Genomic DNA, 24,127 nt, shown 5'->3' with positions numbered 1-24,127 from the left:
TGAAACATTCGCCGCGTCCGGGCGCCCGCGTTTCGCGGCGTCCGATTGCGGAGCCCCGCCAGGCATGGCGCTGCGCGAGATGGTGCGCTCCTTGCATATACCCGGGTGCTGCCGGCGTGCAGGTCGACCGAACCGGATCGACGTTCGCATGCCGATGGTCAGGGAGTATTTGAATCGGGGACAAGAGAATGAAAAAAGATCGAATCGCAACGCGCCGTGTTGCAAGCATGAAGCGCCGAATATCTCGGGTGCCCAACCCACTTCTGCTCGAGGTGACCTGATCACGCTCGGCACCGAATCCCGTCCGACAATCCGCGTCCGTTTCAACTGTCCGTCTCACGCATGCGTCGCGCGCGCGGCCCCCCGGCCAGGCGCCGTCCGCCGGCATTGACGGGCATCGAGACAGGCACCGGCCGACGGACGGCCATCCAGAAATTGATTTGTCATCCTGATGAACAGGGTGCGGGTCTCGCACGCCGCGCGAAATGTCGGCGGGCGGCGCGGCAGACCCGAAGCGGCATCGAGCGCGACAGCCGGGCGGTGTGATTCAAAACCGAAACCGAACGCGCCTGCCGAAGGGAGGCACCTTGACAGACATCGGGAGACGAAACGGCGATCGACACGACATGAACGGTCATCTCGACGCGCAGGCTGCACGAACGCTCTCCGGTTTCGGCGTGCGTGCGGCGGTCGCATCGCCGGTCAGGCATCCGGGCAACCGGAGCGAATGGGGAGGGTAGACAGCGTGCGGCGACGCGTATGACACGCAACGATTGGCGTTGACCGGGGACCATCCGCCCAGCACGGCTTCGCGGATGCAGCAGCGCCAGGTTTCCAGTTGATCCACAACCCCGATGGATCAATTGTTCAAGCGCCCATCACCCTTTGGCGGATGGGCGCCTTTTTTTGTGCGCGGCGACGTGACAGCCGCGCCGGTTTGCGTGGCGTGCCATCGGCACCATCGACGTCGGCGCGCGCCGGGGTTCGGTATGATGAGCGGACCTGCAGGCCGGCCGCGCGAATGTCCGACCGGCCGATTCCGCCCGCTCACCTGCCGCCGTCATGACCGACCCTGTCGCATCCGCCACGTCTCCTGCCGTCACCGTCGATCCGGCCGCGCTCGATGCGCTGCATGCGTTCGTCGAGCGCCACCCGCGCCTGCTGGTGCTGACGGGCGCGGGCATCAGCACCGATTCCGGCATTCCCGGCTATCGCGACCGCAACGGCCAATGGATGCGCTCCCCGCCGATCCAGCTTCAGGAGTTCCTCGGCTCGGACGCGGCGCGGCGGCGCTACTGGGCGCGCAGCATGATCGGCTGGCCGGTCGTCGGCCGCGCGCGGCCGAACCGGTCGCACGTCGCGCTCGCGCGGCTCGGCACCGCCGGGCGCATCGAACGCCTCGTCACGCAGAACGTCGACGGCCTGCACCAGCGTGCGGGCAGCACCGACGTGATCGAACTGCACGGCGGCATCGGCGGCGTGACCTGTCTCGCGTGCGGCGCGCAGCATGCGCGGGCGGCGATCCAGGCCGTGCTCGAAGCGGAGAACCCCGAACTGCTCGGCGCGCAGGCGGAGCCGGCTGCCGACGGCGACGCGCATCTCGAATGGCATGCGCTCGACCGCTTCCGCATTCCGGCGTGCCCGGCGTGCGGCGGCCTGCTGAAGCCGGCGGTCGTGTTCTTCGGCGAGAACGTGCCGCGCGAGCGCGTGGCCGCGGCCGCGCAGGCGCTCGACGCGGCCGATGCGCTGCTGGTCGTCGGGTCGTCGCTGATGGTGTACTCGGGCTACCGCTTCTGCGTGTGGGCGCAGGCGCAGAACAAGCCGGTCGCCGCACTCAATCTCGGCCACACGCGCGCCGATCCGATACTGACGCTGAAGGTCGAGGCGCATTGCGCGCCCGCGCTCGATGCGCTGAACGCGCGGCTCGGCCTCGAACCCCTTGATACTACGGAGCACATCGCACCATGACCGGCACGACCCCAGTCGATCCGTCGCTGCGGCTTTCAGCGCCCGCGGCCGAACGCAACCGCGCGCCGATTCTCGACGTGCTGCGGCGCGTGCTGCCGGCCAGCGGCGACGTGCTCGAAATCGCCAGCGGCACCGGCCAGCACGTCGTGCATTTCGCGGCGGGGCTGCCCGGGCTGCGCTGGCACCCGAGCGACCCCGACGCGCAGGCGCGCCAGTCGATCGCCGCGTGGGTCGCGCACGCGGGGCTGCCGAACGTCGACGCGCCACGCGCATTCGACGTGCGCGATGCGGCCTGGCCGTTCGCCGTGCTCGACGCGATCGTCTGCATCAACATGATTCACATCGCGCCGTGGGCCTGCGCCGACGCGCTGTTCGCCGGCGCGTCGCGCGTGCTGCGGCCGGGCGGCGTGCTGGTGCTCTACGGCCCGTACCGGCGCGAGGGCCGGCACACCGCGCCGTCGAACGAAGCGTTCGACGCGCAATTGCGCAGCCGCGATCCGTCGTGGGGCGTGCGCGATCTCGAGGCGGTCGTCGCGCTCGGCCTCGATCGCGGGCTCGACTGCATCGAGGTCGTCGAGATGCCCGCCAACAACCTGAGCGTCGTTTTCCGGCGCCTGCCGCACGCCGAGCAGTAACGCCCGGCGCGCATCGCGGCCGCGTTTCCCTTATCCTTTCGCCTGTGCGCGCGGCCCGTTCGGGTCGCGCCCTGTTTTTTCCGGAGAATTGACTGATGGGCAAACAAGCAATCGGTGTGATCGGCCTTGCGGTAATGGGCCGCAACCTCGCACTCAATATCGAAAGCCGCGGCTATGCGGTGTCGGTATACAACCGCAGCGGCGAGAAAACCGACGAACTGATCGCCGAATTCCCCGGCCGCAACCTGGTGCCGACCTACACGCTCGAGGAATTCGTCGCATCGCTCGAGACGCCGCGCCGCATCCTGATGATGGTGAAGGCGGGCGAAGCCACCGACGCGACGATCGCCGCGCTCAAGCCGCTGCTCGAAAAGGGCGACGTGCTGATCGACGGCGGCAACACGCACTTCACCGACACGATCCGCCGCAACCAGGAGCTCGCGCAGTCGGGCCTGCACTTCATCGGCACCGGCGTGTCGGGCGGCGAGGAGGGCGCGCTGCGCGGCCCGTCGATCATGCCCGGCGGCCAGCGCGACGCGTACGACCTCGTCGAGCCGATCCTCAAGCAGATCGCCGCGAAGGCGCCGTCGGACGGCGAGCCGTGCGTGGCCTACATGGGGCCGGACGGCGCGGGCCATTACGTGAAGATGGTCCACAACGGCATCGAGTACGGCGACATGCAGCTGATCGCCGAGAGCTATGCGGTGCTGAAGGGCGTCGCGGGCCTGACCAACGACGAGCTGGGCGCGGTCTACACGGAGTGGAACCAGGGCGAGCTCGACAGCTACCTGATGGAGATCACGTCGAAGATCTTCGCGAAGAAGGACGACGAAACCGGCCAGCACCTGGTCGACGTGATTCTCGATCGCGCGGCGCAGAAGGGCACCGGCAAGTGGACCAGCCAGAACGCGCTGGATCTCGGCGTGCCGCTGCCGCTGATCACGGAGTCGGTGTTCGCGCGCGTGCTGTCGTCGCTGAAGACGGAGCGCGTGGCGGCCAGCAAGGTGCTGTCGGGCCCGGCCGCGACGCCGCTCGCCGGCGACCGCGCGGCGTTCGTCGAAGCCGTGCGCCGTGCGCTGTACCTGAGCAAGGTGATCTCGTACGCGCAGGGCTTCGCGCAGCTGCGCACCGCGTCCGAGGAATACGGCTGGAACCTCGATCTCGGGACGATCGCGAAGATCTTCCGCGCGGGCTGCATCATCCGTGCGCGCTTCCTGCAGAAGATCACGGAGGCTTACGCGAAGGACGCGGCGCTCGCGAACCTGCTGCTCGACCCGTACTTCCAGGAAATCGCCGCGAACTACCAGGCGTCGTTGCGCGAGGTCGTGATCGCGGCGGTGCGGGCCGGGGTGCCGGTGCCGGCGTTCGCGTCGGCCGTCGCGTACTTCGACAGCTATCGTTCGGCGCGGCTGCCCGCGAACCTCGTGCAGGCGCAGCGCGACTTCTTCGGCGCGCACACGTTCGAGCGCACCGACAAGCCGGGCAGCTTCCACGCGAACTGGTCGTAAGCGGTGTAAGGCAGCGCGGCGGCAATTGTTGCGAAAATCTATTCTATCGATAGGGTTTCTGGATATCGGATTCCGGAATTGTTAGCTACGGCGAAACAGTGTTTTTGTAGATTCATGGTTTTCCCTAAGTGATCACGGGACTAAACTTCGTTCCATCGCTGCAGACACGGTGTGTGCGGCGGAGCAAAAAATCACGGAGGTAAGTCATGAAATCGCTGATCGCAACGTTCGCCGCTGCTGCCGTCCTCGCTGTCCCGGCAGTCTCTTTCGCCCAACAGAATGGCCCGGTCACCCGTGATCAGGTCAAGGCCGATCTGGTCGCGCTGCAAAAGGCCGGCTACAAGCTGGGCAGCGACCGCACGAACTATCCGGAAGGCATCCTCGCCGCCGAAGCGCGCCTGAACCCGCAACAGAACGTCGCCGCTGCCGATACGAGCGGCTACGGTGCGCAACCGGCCGCCCAGCAGGAATCGGGTGCACCGGTCGCGTCGGAATCGCGCTGGCCGAACGGCGTCAAGCGCATCGCCGACGGCGCGCCGGTCTACAAGGGTCGTTGATCGAAGCGGCCGGAAGGCCGCGCCGGCTGCCCGCCGGAGTCGAAACACCCGTACCCGGTTGTCGTCACAGCCCGTCGTTCCAGGATATGGAACGACGGGCTGTTTTCATTTCGGGCCCGGCCGTGACGACGTGCCGCACGTCAGTGCAGCGGCCGCCGGCCGCGGCCGATATCCCTGAACAGCTTGTCGGCGGGCTCCAGCGCCATCAGCCAGGTTTCGTCGTAGCCGCTCAGCGTATCGAGCGCGTCGCGCAGCCGCTCGATCGCCGCGACCGGCAGCTCGACGCTGCGGCGCGCACCGCCCGACAGGTGGGTGACGCTCGCCAGCTGTACGAGCGCGTCGGCGGCTTCCGCGACGTCGGTCGCGAACAGCAGGTGCCGGTTCAGCAGTTCGACGAGGCCGCTCGAACCGGCGAAATCCTCGGCATCGAGCTGCACGGAAAGAAACGTCGCGTTGTTCATGGGGGTCTCCTCTTGTCGTCGGATCGGGCAGAGCATCAGTGAGTATAGGTGACGGATCGCGAGCGGTCGGCCGGGCCGGCGGGGGGCTGGCGAGGCATCCCGGGCGCGGCCGCCGGCCGGGCCGGAACGCCGCGTGCATGCGGCGCCGGCGGGCGATGACGCGTGCGGGACGGCGGCCGGTCGGGGCGCTTGTCGCAGCCCCGACCGCCGCAAATGGTATCTTTGCCGGTCGGGACGACGCGAAACGGGCCTGCGAACCCGCGCGCGATCCCCTACATGGAAACTGCCGGCCGCGGCTGCGGTCGGATTCTGGTTGGTCCGGCCGCCGCGCCGGACACGGTGCGACGCATGCCGGAGGGCGGTGGGCGTCGCACCGACGCAAATCCGGGAGGTACGCTTGAGCAACATCAATCCCATCCACTTTTCCGCGCAACGCGGGTTGCCGCGCGCGGCGCTGGCTGCTGTCACCGTCGTGGCCGCCGCGTTGGCGGGCTGCACGATGACGCCGTGGACCGACAGCTGGCAGCCGTACCGGCCGTCGGCGCCCACGGCGAGCACGTCCGGGGGCGTGCTCGCGGGCTACTACCGCGTGAACCCGGGCGATACGCTCGCGAGCGTCGCGGGCGCATTCGGCCAGCGCGTGCAGGACGTGGCCAGCTGGAACCACATGGCGCCGACCGACATGATCCGGCCCGGCCAGGTGCTGCGCGTCGCGCCGCCGCCCGCGACGACGTCGCTCGCGCCGCAGCCGGCGGCAGCGGCCCAGCCGGGCGCGCTCGCGTGGCCTGCGTCCGGCGTCGTGACGGCGCCGTTCTCGGCCGGCAAGACGCGCGGGATCACCATCGCCGCGTCCGGGCCCGACGTGACGGTGCGCGCCGCCGCGAACGGCCGCGTGGTGTACGCGGGCTCGGGCGTCAAGGCCTATGGCCCGCTCGTGATCCTGAAGCACGAAAACGGCCTGATCACCGCGTACGGCCACAACGGCAAGCTGCTCGTCAACGAAGGCGATGCGGTGCGGGCCGGACAGCCGGTCGCCGAGATGGGCACCGATGCGAGCGGGCGGGCGACGTTCGAATTCGAGGTGCGGCAGAACGGCAAGGTGGTCGATCCGATGGGCTTCCTGCCGAGGAACGGCGGCTGAGCGCATCGCGCCGGCGTGCGTGCCGCCATGCGCGCACGCACGCCGTTCAACCTTCGTTCGCCCCGACCGTCGCGGCCGGCCTCGCCCGGTTGCCGAGCCAGCGGATCGCCATCGCGAGCGCGCTCGCGCCGAGCGCGATCAGCGTGCATTGCAGCGCGACGGGCAGGTAGCCGTCGGGCCGCGGGTCGACGAACGGATACGGATACCAGTTTTCCCACGCGCCGCGCACGAGCGTGTAGGCGAGATAGATGACCGGAAAGCCGAGCCACGTCACCGCGCTTTGCCACGGGATCGGCTTGCGCGGCTCGACGTAGACCCAGTCGCCGAGCACGACGAGCGGCACGATGCGGTGCAGCACCCAGTTGTTGTAGGCCGGCGTGATGTGCTGGATGGCGTCGTGCTGCGCGAGCAGCAGCTCGTAGACGATCGCGGTGATCAGCATGTACAGCACGGCCGCGCCGCGCATCGATTCGTAGCGCGCGGACCCCGGGCGGGTGACTCGCCACAGCCCCGCCAGCAGCATGGCGGCGGCATACAGGCTGCTCAGCTGGGTGAAGTAGCTGAGATAGTTGCCGAGATGAAACGTCGGCATGCCCCAGCGGCCCGCGATGCTGTGCAGCGGTGTCGACACGGCGAGCAGCGCGGCCATCAGCCGGTAGGCTGTCACGAAGAACGCTTTGCTCATGGCGCTGCACGACATCGACGCAAACAAGTTTCCATCGTGCCACAGTCGCGCCCGCGCGTCGCGTGTTTCCGCGTCGCCTTCGTGCGCGCAACGGCGCGGCAATATCGTCGGATATTTGATCGCGTCGGTCCAAACCCGCCACCCGTGCCGCTACAATCGCTGCATCATGCCGGGCGCTGGCCTGCGTCCACGGCATCGGCCCCATCCCCGCATACGAGACGAGACCACGCATGAGAAACATCCTCGCCAGACAGGCGCGATACAGCACGCCCACGATCTTCTTTCACTGGGCGATCTTCCTGCTCGTGGCGCTCGCCTATCTGGCGATCGAGATCCGCGGGCCGAAGGGCAGCGACAGCCGCGTGTTCTGGATGAACGTGCATCTCACCGCGGGCGCGCTGGTGCTGGTGCTGTCGGTGCTGCGGATCGTCTGGCGAGCGGCCAGCCGCGCGCCGGCGCCGGTGCCGCAGCCCGCGCTGCTGCAATGGCTCGCGAAGCTCACGCACCTCGCGCTGTATGCGTTCATCATCGCGCAGCCGTTGCTGGGCATCATGATGATCAACCTCGGCGGCAAGCCGGTGTCGCTCGACTGGCTCGGCGTCTCGTTCACGCTGTTCGGGCCCGACAAGGCGCTGCGGCCGGCCATCAAGGACGCGCACGAGCTGATCGGCAACGCGTTCTATTTCGTGATCGGCCTGCATGCGCTCGCCGCGCTCTATCACCACTTCTTCCTGCGGGACGGCATGCTCAAGCGCATGGCGCCGTGAGCCGCGCCGGCTCCTCCGCTGCGTCGCACCCCGGGGGCGCATGGTTGCACGAACAACCATGCGCCCCCGTGCATTGGCGGGCCCGCGCGGGCTGGTCATGGCGCTGAACATTCTGTAACATCCGGTCTGCTTTTACATTCCGCTTACTCGACACCCCGCATGCCGAACCGACATCGCACACTGACTGCCTGGCTGGGCATGCTCGCGATCTGGTTCGCGATTGCCGCGCCACTGGTGTCGCAATGGCGCGTCGCGCAGGCGTCGACACCCGACGCGATTGTCTGCAGTGCAGAGCATGGCGGGCATCGCGCGCCGGGCGCGGATCGCGCGCATCACGCACTGCATCTCGATGCGTGCGGCTACTGCAGCTTCTTCACGCATACCCCGGCGCTCGGCGGCGTCACCGCCGCGCCGCTTCCCACCGCCTTCCTCGCCGATGCATCCGCGGCCGCGCCCGTCGCCGTCGCGGCCCGCGTCGGCCGCTATCCGCGTGCGTACCCGCGCGCGCCGCCCGTGAACGCCTGACGCGGTTCTCCTCGTTCTTCTTTCCGCCGATATCCGTGCGATCCGACGATCGCGTGGAGGGCGTTACTCGGGCTTTGATCATGACAATTTTTCAATTGCGCGCGCAACCGTCGCCGCGCAATGCCGGTATGCGGCGCCTGCCGCTGATGTTGAAACTCACGATGCCCGCGCTGGCCGCCAGCGCGATGACGGCCGCCAGCGCGGCCACCGACGCTGCACGCGCAGCCGATACGGCGGCGGCCGCACCGGCCGGCGTGGCCGAGATGCTGCCGCCGGTCGAGGTCGTCGCGTCGCCGCTGACGACGCCGCTCGTCGTCGTCACCGATCCGAAGAAGCCGCGCCAGCCGCTGCCCGCCAGCGACGGCGCGGACTACCTGAAGACGATTCCCGGCTTCACGTCGATCCGCAGCGGCGGAACGAACGGCGACCCGGTGCTGCGCGGCATGTTCGGCTCGCGGCTCAACATCCTCGCGAACGGGATGCCGACGCTCGGCGCGTGCCCGGGCCGGATGGATGCGCCCACGTCGTACATCGCGCCGGAAAGCTACGACAAGGTGACGGTGGTGAAGGGGCCGCAGACGGTGCTGTACGGGCCGGGCGCATCGGCCGGCACGGTGCTGTTCGAGCGCGTGACGCCGCGCTTCGACAAGCCCGGCATGCGCTTCGACGGCAGCGTCGTCGGCGGCTCGTTCGGGCGCAACGACCAGAACCTCGACGTGACGGCCGGCACGCCGGACGTGTACGGCCGCGTGACCGCGAACCACGCGCATTCCGACGACTACAAGGACGGCAACGGCCGCACCGTGCCGTCACAGTGGGACAAGTGGAATGCCGACGCGGCGCTCGGCTGGACGCCGGACGACCACACGCGCGTCGAGCTGACGGCCGGCGGGGGCGACGGCTATGCGCGCTACGCGGGGCGCGGAATGGACGGCGCGCATTTCCGCCGCGAGACGTTCGGCCTGTCGTTCGACAAGCGGCACATCGGCGACGTGCTCGAGCGCATCGAGGCGCGCGTGTACTACAACGAAGCCGACCACGTGATGGACAACTACACGCTGCGGCAGCCCGACCCGACGAGCAGCATGCCGATGCGGATGGCGTCGGAGGTGCGGCGCCGCACGTTCGGCGCGCGCGCCGCGGCGACGTTCCGTTTCGGCAGCGACTTCAAGCTGGTGACGGGCGTCGACGCGCAGTCGAACCGGCTCGATTCGCGCGGGGCGATGGGGCGGCAGAGCTACGGGGACCAGCCGTGGGACGCGCAGGCGACGATGTGGAACGCGGGCGCGTTCGGCGAGCTGACCTGGTATGCGAGCGATGCGTCGCGCGTGATCGGCGGCGCGCGCGTCGACTATGCGAGCGCACGCGACAAGCGGCCGACGACCGGCGGCATGATGAGCAAGGCGAACCCGACCTTCGACGACAACCGCTCGCGCGTGCTGCCGAGCGGCTTCGTCCGCTACGAACGCGATCTTGCGGCGCTGCCGGTCACGTGGTATGCGGGCATCGGCCATACGGAGCGCTACCCCGACTACTGGGAGCTGTTCTCCGCGAAGCGCGGGCCGGACGGCGCGGTCAATGCGTTCTCTGCGGTCCAGCCCGAGAAGACCACGCAGCTCGACATCGGCGCGCAGTACCGCGGCGACAAGCTCGACGCGTGGGTGTCCGGCTACGCGGGCTACGTGCAGGACTACATCCTGTTCAACTACGCGGCCGGCAAGATGGGGATGACCACGCAGTCGACCAACGTCAACGCGCAGATCATGGGCGGCGAGGCCGGGCTCGCGTGGCGGCCGGTCGCGCCGCTGCGCGTCGAGACGTCGCTCGCGTATGCATGGGGACGCAACGCGACGAGCGGCGACCCGCTGCCGCAGATGCCGCCGCTCGAGGCGCGCTTCGGGCTCGAATACACGCGCGGCGCGTGGTCGGCGGGCGGGTTGTGGCGGGTCGTTGCACCGCAGCATCGCTATGCGCTGAACCAGGGCAACGTGGTCGGCAAGGACTTCGGTTCGAGCGCGGGCTTCGGCGTGCTGTCGCTGCACGCGCAATACAACGTGAGCAAGACCGTGCAGGTGTCGGTGGGCGTCGACAACGTGCTCGACAAGGCTTATACGGAGCACCTGAACCTCGCCGGCAACGCGGGCTTCGGCTATCCGGCCAGGACCCCCGTGAACGAGCCGGGCCGTACCGCGTGGGTGCGGGTCAGCGCGAAGATGTGAGCGGCGCATGAATGGCGCGCATCCCGTGTGTGCGACGCAGCAAACGCATGCACGGGAGATGCCCCGCCGGTTTCGGCCGCTCGCGTCAACCGACTAGAGAACCGTATCTAACGGGGGCACAAACATTCGTCAGTCATGTTTCACTCCCGCATTCGACGCGCCGCGCACGAGGGCGCCGGCGCGTCGAGGCAATCTCTCTCGCACCAGCAGCACCAATAACAGGAGAAAAGCATGGCCAGAGCAATGCGTTCCAGGGTGGTGGCAGGGGTAGTGGCATGCGCGATGAGCGCCGCGCCGTTCGCGGGCATGACCGCGCTCGCGACGGCCGCGACCACGCGCGCGGCGGTGGCGGCGACCGCGCCGGCCGACGACTATGCGGCGACGCGTTATCCGATCATTCTCGTGCACGGGTTGACGGGCACCGACAAGTACGCGGGCGTGCTCGATTATTTTTACGGCATCCAGCAGGACCTGCAGCAGCGCGGCGCGAACGTGTACGTCGCGAACCTGTCGGGCTTCCAGAGCGACGACGGCCCGAACGGCCGCGGCGAACAACTGCTCGCGTACGTGAAGCAGGTGCTCGCGCAAACCGGCGCGACCAAGGTCAACCTGATCGGCCACAGCCAGGGCGGCCTGAGTTCGCGCTACGTCGCGGCCGTCGCGCCGGAGCTCGTCGCGTCGGTGACGACGATCGGCACGCCGCATCGCGGCTCGGAGTTCGCCGATTTCGTGCAGGGCGTGCTGGCCTACGATCCGACCGGGCTGTCGTCGACGGTGATCGCGGCGTTCGTCAATGTGTTCGGCGCGCTGACGAACAGCACGCACAACACCAACCAGGACGCGCTCGCCGCGCTGCAGACGCTGACCACGGCGCGGGCCGCGACCTATAACCAGAACTATCCGAGCGCGGGCCTCGGCGCGCCCGGCTCGTGCCAGACCGGCGCGCCGACGGAGACGGTGGGCGGCAATACGCACCTGCTGTATTCGTGGGCCGGCACCGCGATCCAGCCGACGTTTTCGGCGCTGGGCGTGACGGGCGCGACGGACACGAGCACGATTCCGGTCGTCGATCCGGCGAATGCGCTCGACGCGTCGACGCTCGCGCTGCTCGGCAGCGGCACCGTGATGGTCAATCGCGGCTCGGGCGAGAACGACGGCGTCGTGTCGAAGTGCAGCGCATTGTTCGGACAGGTGCTGAGCACGCGCTACAAGTGGAACCACGTCGACGAGATCAACCAGCTCCTCGGCGTGCGCGGCGCCTACGCGGAAGACCCGGTCGCGGTGATCCGCACGCATGCGAACCGCCTCAAGCTCGCGGGCGTTTGACCGATGGCGGCACGTGACGAACGCGCGCCGCTGACGCGGCGCGTCGTGACGGCCGCCGCCGTGGCGCTGGTCGTCGCGGGCGGCGTGTGGATCGGGCGCGGCATCGCGTTGCGGCATGACGCGGCGGCGCCTCGCGCACCGGCGGATGCAGTCGCGTCCGCCGGCACGCTCGCGGCGGCGCAGCCGGTTGCCGCAAGCGCAGGCGCGGGCCTGCCGACGCCGCTGGCCGGATCGAGCGCGCCGCGGCTGCCGCTCGATCCGGGCGGCCATCTGGCGAAAACGCGCGCGGTGCGCGATTTCTTCGACTATTGCCTGACCGCGCAAAGCGACCTGAACGCGCCTGCGCTCGACGCACTGGTCGCACGCGAGGTCGCCGCGCAGCTCGACGGCACCGTCGCGCAGGTGGAGGCGCTCGACGTGTGGCACCGGTATCGCGTGTACCTGGCCGAACTGGCGAAGCTGCCGGGCGCGGGTGCGGTGGCCGACAAGTCCGACCTCGCCACGCTGCAGCTCGCGCTCGACCAGCGCGCGTCGATCGCGCGTCGCGCGCTCGGCGAGTGGAACGAGCCGTTCTTCGGCGCGGAGCAATGGCGGCAGCGCTATGACCTCGCGCGGCTGAAGATCGCGCAGGATCGCACGCTGACCGATGCGCAGAAGGCGGAGCGGCTCGCTGCACTCGAACAGCAATTGCCGCCCGACGCGCGCGCGGAGCGGCAGCGCGTCGCGCAGCAGCAGGCCGCGATCGCGCAGATTGCGCAGCTGCAGAAATCGGGTGCGACGCCGGACGCGATGCGCGCGCAACTGACCCAGACGCTCGGCCCGGAAGTCGCGGAGCGCGTCGCGCGCATGCAGCAGGACGACGACGCGTGGCAGCGCCGCTACGCGGACTATGCGGCGCAGCGCGCGCAGATCGTCGCGCTGGGGCTGACGTCGCAGGAGCGCGACGCGGAGATCGCGGCGTTGCGCCAGCGCATGTTCACGAAACCGGGCGACGCGGTGCGCGCGGCGTCGCTCGACCGCGGCGCGGCAGCCGCAGCGGCAGCGCAGTAGGCCGCTGCAGCGGCGCGCGCGGCTTCACGCCGCGCGCGTCATGCGTGACGGCAGGTGGCGCTCGATCGTCGCCGCGAGCGTGTCGAACGCGGGGCCGATGCTTTCGTGCGCGACGCACGCATAGCCGAGCAGCAGGCCCGGCCGTGCGGCGTCGGCCTGGCTGTAGTAGCTCGTCAGCGGCCGCACGATCACCCCCGCGTCGAACGCGCTCTGCGTGACCGCGCGATCGTCGCACGCATCGGGCAGGCCCAGCACGAGATGCAGGCCGGCTTCGTCGCCCATCACCGGCAGTGCGTCGCCGAACCGCGCATGGATCGCATCGATCAGCAGCTGCCGGCGCTCGCCGTACAGCGTGCGCATGCGCCGCACGTGCGAGGTCAGGTGGCCGTCCATGATGAATTCCGCGAGCACGGCCTGCTGCATCAGCTGGCCCTCGCGGTACAGCTCGGACAAACCGGTGCGGAACGTGTCGACGAGATGCTCCGGCACGACCATATAGCCCATCCGCAGGCCCGGGAACAGCATCTTGCCGAGGCTGCCGACGTAGATCACGCGGCCGCCGTCGTCGAGCCCCTGCAGCGACGCGAGCGGGCGGCTGCCGTAGCGGAACTCGCTGTCGTAGTCGTCCTCGATGATCCAGCAGCGGGTCTGCCGCGCGTATTCGAGCAGCATCCGGCGCCGCGCGAGGCTCATCACCATGCCGAGCGGATACTGGTGCGACGGTGTGACGAGCACGAGCCGCGGCGGATGCTGCAGGTCGCTCGCGCGCGGGTCGAGCCCTTCCTGGTCGACCGGCACCGGCGCGAGCGTCAGCCCGGCCGCCTGCAGCACGCTGCGCACGCCCCAGTAGCACGGCTCCTCGACCCACGCGCGATCGCCGATGTCGGACAGCAGGCGCACGGCGAGATCGATCGACTGGTGGATGCCGGTCGTGATGATCACCTGGTCCGGCGAGCACTTCACCGAGCGCGCGACGCGCAGGTAATCGGCGAGCGCGCGCCGCAGCGGCCGGTAGCCGCCGCCCGGCGCGTAGGTCAGCAGCTCCGGGTTCGCCTCCTTCCATAGCCGCGCCTGCAGGCGGCTCCATGTGCGGCTCGGAAATTCCGACACGTCCGGCACGCCCGGCATGAACGCACCCCACTGGCGACGCGACACGCCCGCATGTTCGATCAACTGGCGGCCGCGCATCGACAGGCCGCCCTGCGCGCCGTCCTGCGGCGCTGCCGCGCCGTTCGCGGGCGGCGGCGGCGTGGCGCCCGGCGCGTGCATCGCCGCGGCGTCCGGGCGCGTGTCGGCGACATAGGTACCGCTGCCGGTGGTCGTCAGCACGTAGCCCTCGGCGGTGAGCTGGTCGTACACATGCAGCACGGTATTGCGCGCGATCGACAGGTCGGTGGCCAGCGTGCGCGAACTGGGCAGCTTGGTGCCTGGCCCCAATTCTCCGGTCAGGATCGCCTGCTGCATCAGCTGCAGCAACTGGCGGTACATCGGCTCGGACGAGCTGCGGTCGATGCGCGCGGCAAGCCAGTCGGCAAGGATCACGGTATCCAAAGTGGTCCTACTAGGAATATTGAAATGGTTCCCTAGTATAGAACCGTGCCAGCCGTATAGTCGTCTGCATCTCAATAATGCGTGTCGCGTTGCAAGGGGACAGCCTCGATGAAGACCGATGAAGTGATCGTCAGCTTTCGCGGTGTGCGGAAGACCTACGACGGCGAGACGCTCGTCGTCAAATCGCTCGACCTGGATATCCGCCGCGGGGAATTCCTGACGCTGCTCGGGCCGTCCGGCTCGGGCAAGACCACCTGCCTGATGATGCTGGCCGGCTTCGAGTTCCCGACGGGCGGCGAGATCCGCCTGGAAGGCGAGCTGCTGAACAACGTGCCGCCGCACAAGCGCAACATCGGCATGGTGTTCCAGAACTACGCGCTGTTCCCGCACCTGACCGTCGAGCAGAACGTCGCGTATCCGCTGACGGTACGCAAGCTGCCGGCCGGCGAGCGCGCCGAGCGCGTCGCGCATGCGCTGAAGATGGTGCAGATGGAACGCTTCGCGAAGCGCTACCCGGCGCAGCTGTCGGGCGGCCAGCAGCAGCGCATCGCGCTGGCCCGCGCGCTCGTGTTCGAGCCGCAGCTCGTGCTGATGGACGAGCCGCTCGGCGCGCTCGACAAGCAGCTGCGCGAGCACATGCAGTACGAGCTGAAGGCGCTGCATGAAAAGCTCGGCGTGACGTTCGTGTACGTGACGCACGACCAGGGCGAGGCGCTGACGATGTCGGACCGCGTCGCCGTGTTCGACAAGGGCATCGTGCAGCAGCTCGACACCGTCGACCGCCTGTACGAATCGCCGTGCAACGAATTCGTCGCGAACTTCATCGGCGACAGCAACCGGCTGCGCGGCACGATCGCGCGCGTCGACGGCGAATTCTGCGAATTCCGCCTCGGCGACGGCACCAGGCTCGTCGGCCGCAACGTCGGCAATGCCGTGGCCGGCGCGGACGCGGTCGCGTGCATCCGTCCGGAGCGCATGAATCTCGCGCCGCATGCCGCGAATGGTCATACGAATGGCCATGCGAACGGCGCGGCCGCGAACCTGCTGACCGGCGAGGCGCGCAGCCTCATCTACTTCGGCGACCACGTGCGCATGCGCTGCGCGGTGCCGGGGCAGGACGAATGCTTCGTCAAGGTGCCGCTCGGCACCGGCGCGCTCGACGCGTTCGCGCCCGGCGCGCCGGTCGGGCTCGCGTTCGCGCCCGAGCACCTGCGCGTGTTCGCGTAAGCGCGGTTTCACGATTTTTCCCACAGTACGTCGTCAATAACAACGGCTCACTTCCACCACGATAGGAACCATCATGAATCGAGCAAGCTTTACCGCACGCCGCACCGCGTTCGCGCTGGCGCTGGCGGTATTCGGCGCGTCGGCATCGGCGGCCGAGATCACGGTCGTCAACTTCGGCGGCGCGAACGGCGATGCGCAGAAGGTCGCGTTCAACCAGCCGTTCGAGAAGTCGACGGGCACCAAGGTGACCGCCGTCGAATACAACGGCGAGCAGGCGAAGGTGAAGGCGATGGTCGAGGCCAAGCACGTCAACTGGGACGTGGTGGAGGTCGAATCGGGCGACCTGAACCGCGGCTGCGACGAGGGCCTGTACGAGAAGCTCGACTGGTCGAAGATCGCGAAGAAGTCCGAGCTGATTCCGGAATCGCCGCAAACGTGCGGCGTCGGCTTCTTCGTGTGGTCGACCGCGCTCGCGTACAACGCTGACAAGCTGAAGACCGCGCCGACGAGCTGGGCCGATTTCTGGGACGTGAAGAAATTCCCGGGCAAGCGCGGCATGCGCAAGGGCGCGCGCTACAACCTCGAATTCGCGCTGATGGCCGACGGCGTCGCGCCGAAGGACGTCTACAAGGTGCTCGGCACGAAGGCCGGCCAGGACCGCGCGTTCAAGAAGCTCGACGAGCTGAAGCCGAACATCCAGTGGTGGGAGGCGGGCGCGCAGCCGCCGCAGTTCCTGGTGGCCGGCGACGTCGTGATGTCGACCGCGTACAACGGCCGCATCAGCGCCGCGCAGAAGGAAGGCAAGAACCTGAAGGTGGTGTGGAACGGCAGCATCTACGACCTCGACTACTGGGCGATTCCGAAGGGCACGCCGAACAAGGCGCTCGCCGAGAAGTTCATCGCGTACTCGCTGACGCCGAAGCCGCAGCAGGACTACGCACAGCACATCTCGTACGGCCCGGCCAACATCGCCGCGATCAAGGCGCTCGACGCGAAGACGCTCGCGAACCTGCCGAACTCGCCGAGCAACGGCAAGAACGCGGTGCTGCAGGACATCGGGTTCTGGACCGACCACAGCGACGAGCTCGAACAGCGCTTCTCCGCATGGGCGTCGAAGTGATCGCGTTGCAGGCCTGACGCAACCGGCCGCGCGACGCGAGCGCAACACGACGCGTCGCGCGGCATGCCGCCGGCCCCTGGTCCGGCCGGAGAGAACCGTTGAATACCATGACGATCGCTTCCTCTTCGTCGACGCCGTCGACTGCCGCGCTGAAACGTGAGCTGAAGGCCGCCGAATCCCGCAAGCGCGCGATGGCGCTGCTGCTGGTCGCGCCGCTCGCGCTGTTCGTGCTGCTCATCTTCGTCGTGCCGATCGGCGCGCTGCTCACGCGCGCGGTGCAGAACCCGGAAATCGCGACCGCGCTGCCGAAGACGGTGGCCGCGCTGTCCGGCTGGGACCGCAAGGCGCCGCCCGCCGATGCCGCGTATGCGGCGCTTGCCGCCGACATGACACGGGTGGCGGACAGCGAGGCGATGGGCGCGCTCGCGCGGCGGCTCAACACCGAGATTCCCGGCTACCGCTCGCTCGTCGCGAAGACGGCGCGCGCGATGCCGCTCAAGGGCGACGACGGCCAGGCGCTGTCGCCCGCGCAGCAGCGCGCGAAACTCGTCGAGCTCGATGCGCGCTGGGGCGACGCCACGTACTGGCAGGCGATCGCGAAGAACGGCAGCGCGTACTCGCCGTTCTACCTGCTCGCCGCGCTCGATCACAAGCAGGACGGCTTCGGCAACCTCGTGCAGGCCGATCCGGACCAGTCGATCTACCTCGCGATCTTCGGCCGCACGCTCGTGATCGGCGTCGCGGTGACGCTGTTCGCGCTGCTGCTCGGCTATCCGCTCGCGTACTGGATCTCGACGCTGTCGGAGCGCCGCGCGAACCTCGTGATGATCCTCGTGCTGATTCCGTTCTGGACCTCGGTGCTGGTGCGCGTCGCCGCGTGGATCGTGCTGCTGCAGAGCGAAGGGCTCGTCAACAAGGCGCTGATCGGCAGCGGGCTGATCGCGCAGCCGCTCGCGCTGCTGTTCAACCGCGTAGGCGTGTACATCTCGATGACGCACATCCTGCTGCCGTTCATGATCCTGCCGCTGTACAGCGTGATGAAGGCGATTCCGCCGACCTACCAGCGCGCGGCCGTGTCGCTCGGCAGCCATCCGTTCGCCGCGTTCTGGCGCGTGTACGTGCCGCAGACCTATCCGGGCATCGGCGCGGGCGCGCTGCTGGTGTTCATCCTCGCGATCGGCTACTACATCACGCCCGCGCTGCTCGGCGGGCCGAACGACCAGATGGTCAGCTACTACGTCGCGTACTTCACCAACGTGACGATCAACTGGGGCATGGCGTGTGCGCTCGGCGGGCTGCTGCTCGCGGCGACGCTCGTGCTGTACGCGATCTACAACCGCTTCACGCGCTCGAACGTGAGCCTCGGCTGAGCCGCGGGAACAAGGGAAGGGGAATCCGAACATGAAACTGCTCGCCAGGCCGCTGTTCGCGCCGCACATGTCGTTCGTCGAGCGCGCGTGGTACGTCGCATTGCGCGTGCTCGTCGTGCTGACGCTGCTGTACCTGATCCTGCCGGTGCTCGCGATCGTGCCGCTGTCGTTCTCGTCGAGCACGTTCCTCGTGTATCCGATCCCGGGCTTCTCGATGCGCTGGTACGAGAACCTGATCGCGTCGGACGAGTGGCGGATGGCCGCGAAGAACAGCTTCATCGTCGCGCCGTCGGCGACCGTGGTTGCGACCGTGCTCGGCACGCTCGCGGCGATCGGGCTCACCAAGGCCGACTTCCGCGGCAAGGGGCTGCTGATGGCGGTGCTGCTGTCGCCGATGATCGTGCCGGTGGTCGTGGTCGGGGTGGGGATGTACCTGTTCTTCGCGCCGCTCGGCCTCGCGAACACCTATACGGGGCTGATCGCCGCGCACGCGGCGCTCGGCGTGCCGTTCGTCGTCACGACGGTGGCCGCGACGCTGCAGGGCTTCAATCACAACCTGGTGCGCGCGAGCCTGTCGCTCGGCGCGAATCCGGTCACGACGTTCTTCCGCGTGACGCTGCCGGTGATCGCGCCGGGCGTGATGTCGGGCGCGCTGTTCGCGTTCGCGACGTCGTTCGACGAGGTGGTGGTCACGCTGTTCCTCGCCGGCGCCGATCAGACGACGCTGCCGCGCCAGATGTTCACCGGCATCCGCGAGAACATCAGCCCGACGATCGCCGCGCTCGCGACGATCCTGATCATCTTCTCGACGAGCCTGCTGCTCGCGCTCGAATGGCTGCGCGGGCGCAATGCGCGGCGCGCGGTGTCCTGACGGGCAAACGGCGCGCGGCCGGGTGGGCCGCGCGCCGTTCGTCATACCCACGCGTCATGCGTCACGCATCGCTCAGAACCCGCCCGACTTGACCAGCTGGTTCAGGTTCGCGATGTTCAGGCTGCCGAAGCCGGTCGTCAGATCCCAGCCCGTGGCGGCCTTGTAGCCATAGCCCTGATAGCCGTTGTTGCCGGACACGACGTCATAGCGGACCAGCGACGGGTGCGACGGAACCGCGCTGTAGAAGTTGCCGGCCGGGAACCCGACGCCCGTGCCGTTCGCCGCGAGAATGCGCGCCCAGAAGCCCGTGAACAGCGGCGCGGACAGGCTCGTGCCGCCGATCTGCTGAAGCTGGCCGTAGTTGTAGATCAGCGCGCCGGTGCTTTGCGCGGCGTCGAACGACACGTCCGGCAGCTGGCGGTTGCTGCCCGACTGCCACGACGGGGCCGGCAGGATCGTGCTGACGCCGCCGCCCGTCGACCACAGCTTGCCGTTGCCGTCGAGCCCTTCGTTCCATACCGTCTCGTTCGAAAACGCGCCCGAGGAGGTGGTGTACAACGTCGTGCCGCCGATCGCGAGCACGTGCGGCGACGAGGCCGGCCACGACACCGTGTAGTTCGCGCCGTCCGGATAGCCGCGGTTGTTGCACTCGTACACGCCTTCGTCGCCGGACGACACCGAGAACGTCTGGCCCTGCGCGGCCGCCGTCGTGAAGATCTGCTCCTCGGCGTCGAGCGTGCCGTCGGCGTTCGCATCCGTCTCGCACCAGCCGAGCGACACGTTGATCACCTTCGCCGTGTTGTCCGACACCGCGCGGTTGAACGCCTGCGTGAGCCCGGTGTTGCCCGACGCGTTCAGGTCCGCCATGTAGAACACCAGCTTGCCGACCTGGCCGCCCGCCGCGCCGACGATCGACTGGCTGTCGAGGTCCCATTCGCCCTGGCCGTCCTGGTCGTCGCTGTAGGTGCCGCCGGTGCCGTTGGTCTTGACGGTCTGCGTCGACACCGTGCCGTAGCCGTTGCTCGACGTGAAGGTCTTCAGGTCGCGCAGCGTCTGCGCGACGCCGCCGATCGTGATGATGCCGACCGTCACGCCGGCCGCGGTCGGCACGCCGGTCGCGTTGTACAGGCCCGGGAATTCCTTCGGATAGTGGCCGGTTGCCGTGCCGGCGGCGAGCGGCGTCGGCTTCGACACGTTGCCGATGCGCAGCAGCGGATGGGCGCGCGCGACGTTCTGCAGCCCCAGCACCGAGCCGACGACGTCGCCGAGCGCGCGCGGCACCTGCGCGGTGGACGCGTTCGCGAAGCCCGAGCGGCCCGCGTACTGGAAGTGCACGAGCGACGTGTTGAACGCGGTCTTGATCGTGCCGGCCGTGCCGCTCGCGGACACGAGCAGCCGGTTCGGCGCGACCTCGATGTTGACGAAGCCGCTCTTGCGCAGATAGTCGACGACCGTCTTGACCTGCGCGTCGGTCGGCGCGTAGTCGGCGAGGAACTGTTCGTGAGTGAGGAACTGACGGTAATGCGCGCTGCCGGGCCGGCTGACGTCGCGGGCGAGCTGCTTGAGCTGCGCGGCGTTGCGCAGCTTCAGGCTCACGACGACGTTGGTCGTTTCGCCCGCGGCCAGTTCGAGCGACGGCGCCGCACTGCGCGCCAGCAGCTGCGGGCCGGTCAGAAAGGCCTTCGTATGCGTGTCGACCCAGTCCGTCGCGCCGTGCGCGGCGCCGGCGGCGAGCAACAGCGGCCCCACGCACGCGAGCAGGCGCGGAGACGGGAGGGGAAGCGAAAACCAGGCATTCCGTTTCATCGGGTGTCCTTATGAGGAAAGACGACTTGGTTGGGACCCCCGGCCCTTGTGGGGCCGCGAGCGGAGACGAGCGTAGGGCGTCGATGTGCCGCAAGTAGCTGCCAGATTTCCCAGCTGTCAGATCTGACAAGGATCCCGGCCGCGGGGGCGTCGCCGGCATGGCGGGCAGGGCGGTTCGGCCGGGCGGCCGGCGTGCGGCTGCGTGCGGCGATTGCGTGAATGCGGGCAGCGCGTGTGCCGTTGAGGCAGGCGGCGGATTCGTCGCGGCGGCGGCCCACCTGTTACAGCGGCGCACGCAACGCAGGCGATCGGTGCGCGCCGGGCATTGCGCTCGCAACGCCGCCGCGCACTATGTGGTCAGTGGCGCGGCGGCAGGCCGCCGCCGCAGCGGCGCGGGACGTCCCGCGCGCGGGAAACCGGCCGATGCCGCCCGGGTTGTGCCGAATGGTGGAACAGCGCGCGCGATAGTCTTGCAGGCGGCTTTCGGATCGGGCGTCGCGCGCCCGCTTTAGAGCGAACGCTCTATTTCCGGCGCGGACGAAAAAAAGCCCGGCGCGAGGCCGGGCTTCCAAATCGGCCGCAGCCGCCGAAGCGGCCACGGCACCTGCAAAAGCAGGCGCTTACGCTGCGAGCAGCGAGCGCAGCACGAACGGCAGGATACCACCGTGCTTGTAATAGTCGACTTCGATCGGCGTATCGATGCGCAGCAGCACCTGCACGCGCTTCGTTTCGCCGTTCTTGCCGTGGATCACGAGCGTGACGTCCTGTTGCGGCTTGAAGTCGTCGCCCAGGCCTTCGATGTCGAACGTCTCGTCGCCGGTGATGCCGAGCGACTGGATGCTGTCCGAGCCCTTGAACTGCAGCGGCAGCACGCCCATGCCGACCAGGTTCGAACGGTGGATCCGCTCGAAGCTGCGGGCGATCACGGCCTTCACGCCGAGCAGCTGCGTGCCCTTGGCCGCCCAGTCGCGCGACGAGCCGGTGCCGTACTCTTCGCCCGCGAACACGACGGTCGGGGTGCCCGCATCGACGTACTTCATCGCCGCGTCGTAGATCGACAGCTGTTCGCCGCTCGGCTGGTGGATCGTCAGGCCGCCTTCGACGCGCGTGCCGTCGGCCTTCGCCGGGATCATCAGGTTCTTGATCCGGACGTTCGCGAACGTGCCGCGCATCATCACGTCATGGTTGCCGCGGCGCGAGCCGTAGCTGTTGAAGTCGGCCTTCTGCACGCCGTTCTCCTTCAGCCACTTGCCGGCCGGCGAATCTTCCTTGATCGAGCCTGCCGGGCTGATGTGGTCGGTCGTGACCGAATCGCCGAAGATGCCGAGCGCGCGCGCGCCCTTGACCGTGACGATCGCGTCGGCCGGCTCCATCGAGAATTCCGTGCCGAAGAACGGCGGCTCCGCGATGTAGGTCGACTTCGGCCAGTCGTAGACCTGGCCCGATTCGCCTTCGATCTTGCTCCAGAGGTCGCCCTTCTTGGTGAGCTTCGAGTAGTTGTCCTCGAACTTCTTCGGATCGAGCGCGTACTTGAGCAGCGCGTGGATTTCCTCGCTCGTCGGCCAGATGTCGCCGAGGTAGATGTCCTTGCCGCCCTTGCCCTGGCCGACCGGTTCGGTCATCAGGTCGCGCGTGATGTTGCCGGTGATCGCGTAGGCCACGACCAGCGGCGGCGATGCCAGGAAGTTCGCGCGGATGTTCGGGTGGATGCGCGCCTCGAAGTTGCGGTTGCCCGACAGCACGGCCGCCGCGACGATGTCGTTCTTGACGATCGCTTCGTTCAGTTCCGGCGTCAGGTCGCCCGCGTTGCCGATACAGGTCGTGCAGCCGTAGGCCGCGACTTCGAAGCCGAGCTTCGACAGGTACGGCAGCAGGCCCGTCTTCGTCAGGTATTCGGTGACGATGCGCGATCCCGGCGCGAGCGACGTCTTGATGTGCGGTGCGACGGTCAGGCCGGCTTCGACGGCCTTCTTCGCGAGCAGGCCCGCGGCCAGCAGCACGCTCGGGTTCGACGTGTTCGTGCACGACGTGATCGCGGCGATCAGCACGTCGCCGTTCTTCACGTCCACGCCGTTGCTCGTCGTGTACTGCGTGTTCAGGTCGTCCGCCTTCTTCGCGAAGCCGTTTTCCGCGACCGGCTTCGAGAACAGGTCGGTGAACGTCGACTTGACGTTGCCGATCTCGATGCGGTCCTGCGGGCGCTTCGGGCCGGCCAGCGACGGGGCGACCGTGAGCAGGTCGAGCGTCAGCGTCTTCGTGTAGTCGATGTCGCCGGCCTTCGGAATGCCGAACAGGCCCTGCGCCTTGAAGTAGTTCTCGAACGCGGCGATTTCCGCCTTCGTGCGGCCCGTGCCCTTGAAGTAGTCGATCGTCTTCTCGTCGACCGGGAAGAAGCCCATCGTCGCGCCGTATTCCGGGGCCATGTTCGCGATCGTCGCGCGGTCCGGCAGCGAGAGCGACTTCGTGCCTTCGCCGAAGAACTCGACGAACTTGCCGACGACCTTCTCCTTGCGCAGCATCTCGGTGATGGTCAGCACCAGGTCGGTGGCCGTCACGCCTTCGCGCAGCTGGCCCTTCAGCTCGACGCCGACGACGTCCGGCGTCAGGAAGTACACCGGCTGGCCGAGCATGCCGGCTTCCGCCTCGATGCCGCCCACGCCCCAGCCGACCACGCCGATGCCGTTGATCATCGTCGTGTGGCTGTCCGTGCCGACGAGGGTGTCCGGGTAGTAGACGGTGCCGTCCGCGTCCTTCTTCTGGTGGACGCCGCGCGCGAGGTACTCGAGGTTCACCTGGTGGACGATGCCGATGCCCGGCGGCACGACCTTGAACGTGTCGAACGCCTGCATGCCCCACTTCATGAACTGGTAGCGCTCGTTGTTGCGCTGGAATTCCAGCTTCATGTTCAGGTCGAGCGCGTCCTTCTGCGCGAAGTAGTCGATCTGGACCGAGTGGTCGACGACGAGATCGACCGGGACCAGCGGCTCGATCTTCTTCGGGTTCTTGCCCGCGCGCTTCGCCACACCGCGCATGGCCGCGATGTCGGCGAGCAGCGGCACGCCCGTGAAGTCCTGCAGCACGACGCGCGACACGACGAACGGAATCTCGTCGACGCGCTTGTCCGCCGGCTTCCAGTTCGCGAGCTGTTCGATGTGCTCCTCGGTGATCTTCTTGCCGTCGTAGTTGCGCAGCACGGACTCGAGCACGATCCGGATCGACACCGGCAGGCGCTCGATCTTCGTCTTCAGTTCCTTGCCGAGCTGCGGCAGCGAGTAGAACTTGCCTTTGCCGGAACCGCTGTCGAATTCCTTGAGGGTCTTGTGGAGATTGTGGGCCATGG

General features: G+C 68.4%; 19 protein-coding genes and 1 pseudogene. 14 read left to right on the top strand and 6 right to left on the bottom strand.

The annotated features are described in order from the left end of the window. Positions 1–1,062: 1,062 nt before the first annotated feature. Both HWY45_RS01575 and HWY45_RS01570 read left to right on the top strand, forming a co-directional pair. Positions 1,063–1,968, top strand: a complete 906-nt coding sequence (locus HWY45_RS01575) for an NAD-dependent protein deacetylase (protein WP_059884324.1) — start codon at positions 1,063–1,065, stop codon at positions 1,966–1,968. After that, entirely contained in the window at positions 1,965–2,603 is a 639-nt protein-coding gene (locus HWY45_RS01570; protein ID WP_059884323.1) for a DUF938 domain-containing protein, read from the top strand. The genes HWY45_RS01575 and HWY45_RS01570 overlap by 4 nt, the downstream gene beginning before the upstream one ends. 14 nt (positions 2,604–2,617) lie before the next feature. Here HWY45_RS01570 and HWY45_RS36680 read toward each other — a convergent pair. Beyond that, positions 2,618–2,710, bottom strand: a pseudogene (locus HWY45_RS36680) (6-phosphogluconate dehydrogenase); the annotation flags it as partial. Here HWY45_RS36680 and gndA point away from each other — a divergent pair. Then, positions 2,699–4,111, top strand: coding sequence for an NADP-dependent phosphogluconate dehydrogenase (gene gndA / locus HWY45_RS01565; protein WP_059884322.1), 1,413 nt, complete (start codon positions 2,699–2,701; stop codon positions 4,109–4,111). The pseudogene HWY45_RS36680 and the gene gndA overlap by 12 nt on opposite strands. 206 nt (positions 4,112–4,317) lie before the next feature. Beyond that, complete coding sequence (locus HWY45_RS01560) at positions 4,318–4,668, top strand: DUF4148 domain-containing protein (protein ID WP_059565989.1); 351 nt, start codon at positions 4,318–4,320, stop codon at positions 4,666–4,668. 140 nt (positions 4,669–4,808) lie between these two features. Here HWY45_RS01560 and HWY45_RS01555 read toward each other — a convergent pair whose 3' ends face one another. Beyond that, on the bottom strand, positions 4,809–5,129 hold the full coding sequence (locus tag HWY45_RS01555; protein ID WP_059808611.1) for a hypothetical protein: 321 nt from the start codon (positions 5,127–5,129) through the stop codon (positions 4,809–4,811). Between the two features lie 397 nt (positions 5,130–5,526). Here HWY45_RS01555 and HWY45_RS01550 point away from each other — a divergent pair, with 397 nt between their 5' ends. Continuing rightward, positions 5,527–6,270: a peptidoglycan DD-metalloendopeptidase family protein gene (locus HWY45_RS01550; RefSeq protein WP_059808608.1), complete on the top strand. Its 744-nt coding sequence runs from the start codon at positions 5,527–5,529 to the stop codon at positions 6,268–6,270. Between the two features lie 46 nt (positions 6,271–6,316). On the opposite strand, the gene HWY45_RS01545 is transcribed toward HWY45_RS01550, so the two are convergent. After that, complete coding sequence (locus HWY45_RS01545) at positions 6,317–6,955, bottom strand: Pr6Pr family membrane protein (RefSeq protein ID WP_059884493.1); 639 nt, start codon at positions 6,953–6,955, stop codon at positions 6,317–6,319. A gap of 230 nt (positions 6,956–7,185) precedes the next feature. On the opposite strand from HWY45_RS01545, the gene HWY45_RS01540 reads away from it, so the two are divergent. The 5 genes from HWY45_RS01540 to HWY45_RS01520 all read left to right on the top strand — a co-directional run bounded on the left by HWY45_RS01540 (position 7,186) and on the right by HWY45_RS01520 (position 12,842). Beyond that, on the top strand, positions 7,186–7,722 hold the full coding sequence (locus HWY45_RS01540; protein ID WP_059808605.1) for a cytochrome b: 537 nt from the start codon (positions 7,186–7,188) through the stop codon (positions 7,720–7,722). Between the two features lie 159 nt (positions 7,723–7,881). Further along, positions 7,882–8,247, top strand: coding sequence for a DUF2946 domain-containing protein (locus HWY45_RS01535; protein ID WP_059884321.1), 366 nt, complete (start codon positions 7,882–7,884; stop codon positions 8,245–8,247). Between the two features lie 80 nt (positions 8,248–8,327). Then, entirely contained in the window at positions 8,328–10,466 is a 2,139-nt protein-coding gene (locus HWY45_RS01530) for a TonB-dependent copper receptor (protein ID WP_059884320.1), read from the top strand. Positions 10,467–10,697: 231 nt separating this feature from the next. Next, positions 10,698–11,792 (top strand): triacylglycerol lipase, encoded by a 1,095-nt coding sequence (locus HWY45_RS01525; protein ID WP_059565995.1) that lies wholly within the window; start codon positions 10,698–10,700, stop codon positions 11,790–11,792. A gap of 3 nt (positions 11,793–11,795) precedes the next feature. Then, complete coding sequence (locus HWY45_RS01520) at positions 11,796–12,842, top strand: lipase secretion chaperone (RefSeq protein WP_059884319.1); 1,047 nt, start codon at positions 11,796–11,798, stop codon at positions 12,840–12,842. A gap of 24 nt (positions 12,843–12,866) precedes the next feature. Here HWY45_RS01520 and pdxR read toward each other — a convergent pair whose 3' ends face one another. Then, entirely contained in the window at positions 12,867–14,393 is a 1,527-nt protein-coding gene (pdxR, locus tag HWY45_RS01515; protein WP_059884318.1) for a MocR-like pyridoxine biosynthesis transcription factor PdxR, read from the bottom strand. Positions 14,394–14,501: 108 nt separating this feature from the next. Between pdxR and HWY45_RS01510 the strand changes: the two genes are divergently transcribed. From HWY45_RS01510 to HWY45_RS01495, 4 genes are all read left to right on the top strand, one after another. Then, positions 14,502–15,620, top strand: a complete 1,119-nt coding sequence (locus HWY45_RS01510; protein ID WP_059884317.1) for an ABC transporter ATP-binding protein — start codon at positions 14,502–14,504, stop codon at positions 15,618–15,620. Between the two features lie 73 nt (positions 15,621–15,693). Then, the gene (locus tag HWY45_RS01505) at positions 15,694–16,740 is read left to right on the top strand and encodes an ABC transporter substrate-binding protein (protein WP_059565999.1); all 1,047 of its coding nucleotides are present in this window, start codon (positions 15,694–15,696) and stop codon (positions 16,738–16,740) included. 107 nt (positions 16,741–16,847) lie between these two features. Continuing rightward, a complete protein-coding gene (locus tag HWY45_RS01500; protein WP_059566000.1) occupies positions 16,848–18,110 on the top strand; it encodes an ABC transporter permease in 1,263 nt (420 codons plus the stop codon). Positions 18,111–18,141: 31 nt separating this feature from the next. Beyond that, entirely contained in the window at positions 18,142–18,981 is an 840-nt protein-coding gene (locus HWY45_RS01495; protein ID WP_059566001.1) for an ABC transporter permease, read from the top strand. Between the two features lie 72 nt (positions 18,982–19,053). Here the strand turns inward: HWY45_RS01495 and HWY45_RS01490 are convergent, their stop codons facing one another. Beyond that, complete coding sequence (locus tag HWY45_RS01490; RefSeq protein WP_059808586.1) at positions 19,054–20,787, bottom strand: S53 family peptidase; 1,734 nt, start codon at positions 20,785–20,787, stop codon at positions 19,054–19,056. A gap of 620 nt (positions 20,788–21,407) precedes the next feature. After that, positions 21,408–24,125: an aconitate hydratase AcnA gene (acnA, locus tag HWY45_RS01485; RefSeq protein ID WP_059884316.1), complete on the bottom strand. Its 2,718-nt coding sequence runs from the start codon at positions 24,123–24,125 to the stop codon at positions 21,408–21,410. Positions 24,126–24,127: the final 2 nt, after the last annotated feature.

This window comes from Burkholderia stagnalis (assembly GCF_902830275.1).
GTDB classification, from domain to species: domain Bacteria; phylum Pseudomonadota; class Gammaproteobacteria; order Burkholderiales; family Burkholderiaceae; genus Burkholderia; species Burkholderia stagnalis.
This window is presented reverse-complemented; position numbering and strand designations above follow the sequence as displayed.

What these genes read in the sequence shown, in the direction of transcription:
- gndA (WP_059884322.1), top strand. Translation starts at nt 2,699, where the DNA reads ATGGGCAAACAAGCAATCGGTGTGATCGGCCTTGCGGTAATGGGCCGC.
- HWY45_RS01520 (WP_059884319.1), top strand. Translation starts at nt 11,796, where the DNA reads ATGGCGGCACGTGACGAACGCGCGCCGCTGACGCGGCGCGTCGTGACG.
- HWY45_RS01525 (WP_059565995.1), top strand. Translation starts at nt 10,698, where the DNA reads ATGGCCAGAGCAATGCGTTCCAGGGTGGTGGCAGGGGTAGTGGCATGC.
- HWY45_RS01495 (WP_059566001.1), top strand. Translation starts at nt 18,142, where the DNA reads ATGAAACTGCTCGCCAGGCCGCTGTTCGCGCCGCACATGTCGTTCGTC.
- HWY45_RS01570 (WP_059884323.1), top strand. Translation starts at nt 1,965, where the DNA reads ATGACCGGCACGACCCCAGTCGATCCGTCGCTGCGGCTTTCAGCGCCC.
- HWY45_RS01535 (WP_059884321.1), top strand. Translation starts at nt 7,882, where the DNA reads ATGCCGAACCGACATCGCACACTGACTGCCTGGCTGGGCATGCTCGCG.
- HWY45_RS01530 (WP_059884320.1), top strand. Translation starts at nt 8,328, where the DNA reads ATGACAATTTTTCAATTGCGCGCGCAACCGTCGCCGCGCAATGCCGGT.
- HWY45_RS01555 (WP_059808611.1), bottom strand. Translation starts at nt 5,129, where the DNA reads ATGAACAACGCGACGTTTCTTTCCGTGCAGCTCGATGCCGAGGATTTC.
- HWY45_RS01560 (WP_059565989.1), top strand. Translation starts at nt 4,318, where the DNA reads ATGAAATCGCTGATCGCAACGTTCGCCGCTGCTGCCGTCCTCGCTGTC.
- HWY45_RS01500 (WP_059566000.1), top strand. Translation starts at nt 16,848, where the DNA reads ATGACGATCGCTTCCTCTTCGTCGACGCCGTCGACTGCCGCGCTGAAA.
- HWY45_RS01540 (WP_059808605.1), top strand. Translation starts at nt 7,186, where the DNA reads ATGAGAAACATCCTCGCCAGACAGGCGCGATACAGCACGCCCACGATC.
- HWY45_RS01505 (WP_059565999.1), top strand. Translation starts at nt 15,694, where the DNA reads ATGAATCGAGCAAGCTTTACCGCACGCCGCACCGCGTTCGCGCTGGCG.
- HWY45_RS01490 (WP_059808586.1), bottom strand. Translation starts at nt 20,787, where the DNA reads ATGAAACGGAATGCCTGGTTTTCGCTTCCCCTCCCGTCTCCGCGCCTG.
- HWY45_RS01510 (WP_059884317.1), top strand. Translation starts at nt 14,502, where the DNA reads ATGAAGACCGATGAAGTGATCGTCAGCTTTCGCGGTGTGCGGAAGACC.
- HWY45_RS01545 (WP_059884493.1), bottom strand. Translation starts at nt 6,955, where the DNA reads ATGAGCAAAGCGTTCTTCGTGACAGCCTACCGGCTGATGGCCGCGCTG.
- acnA (WP_059884316.1), bottom strand. Translation starts at nt 24,125, where the DNA reads ATGGCCCACAATCTCCACAAGACCCTCAAGGAATTCGACAGCGGTTCC.
- HWY45_RS01575 (WP_059884324.1), top strand. Translation starts at nt 1,063, where the DNA reads ATGACCGACCCTGTCGCATCCGCCACGTCTCCTGCCGTCACCGTCGAT.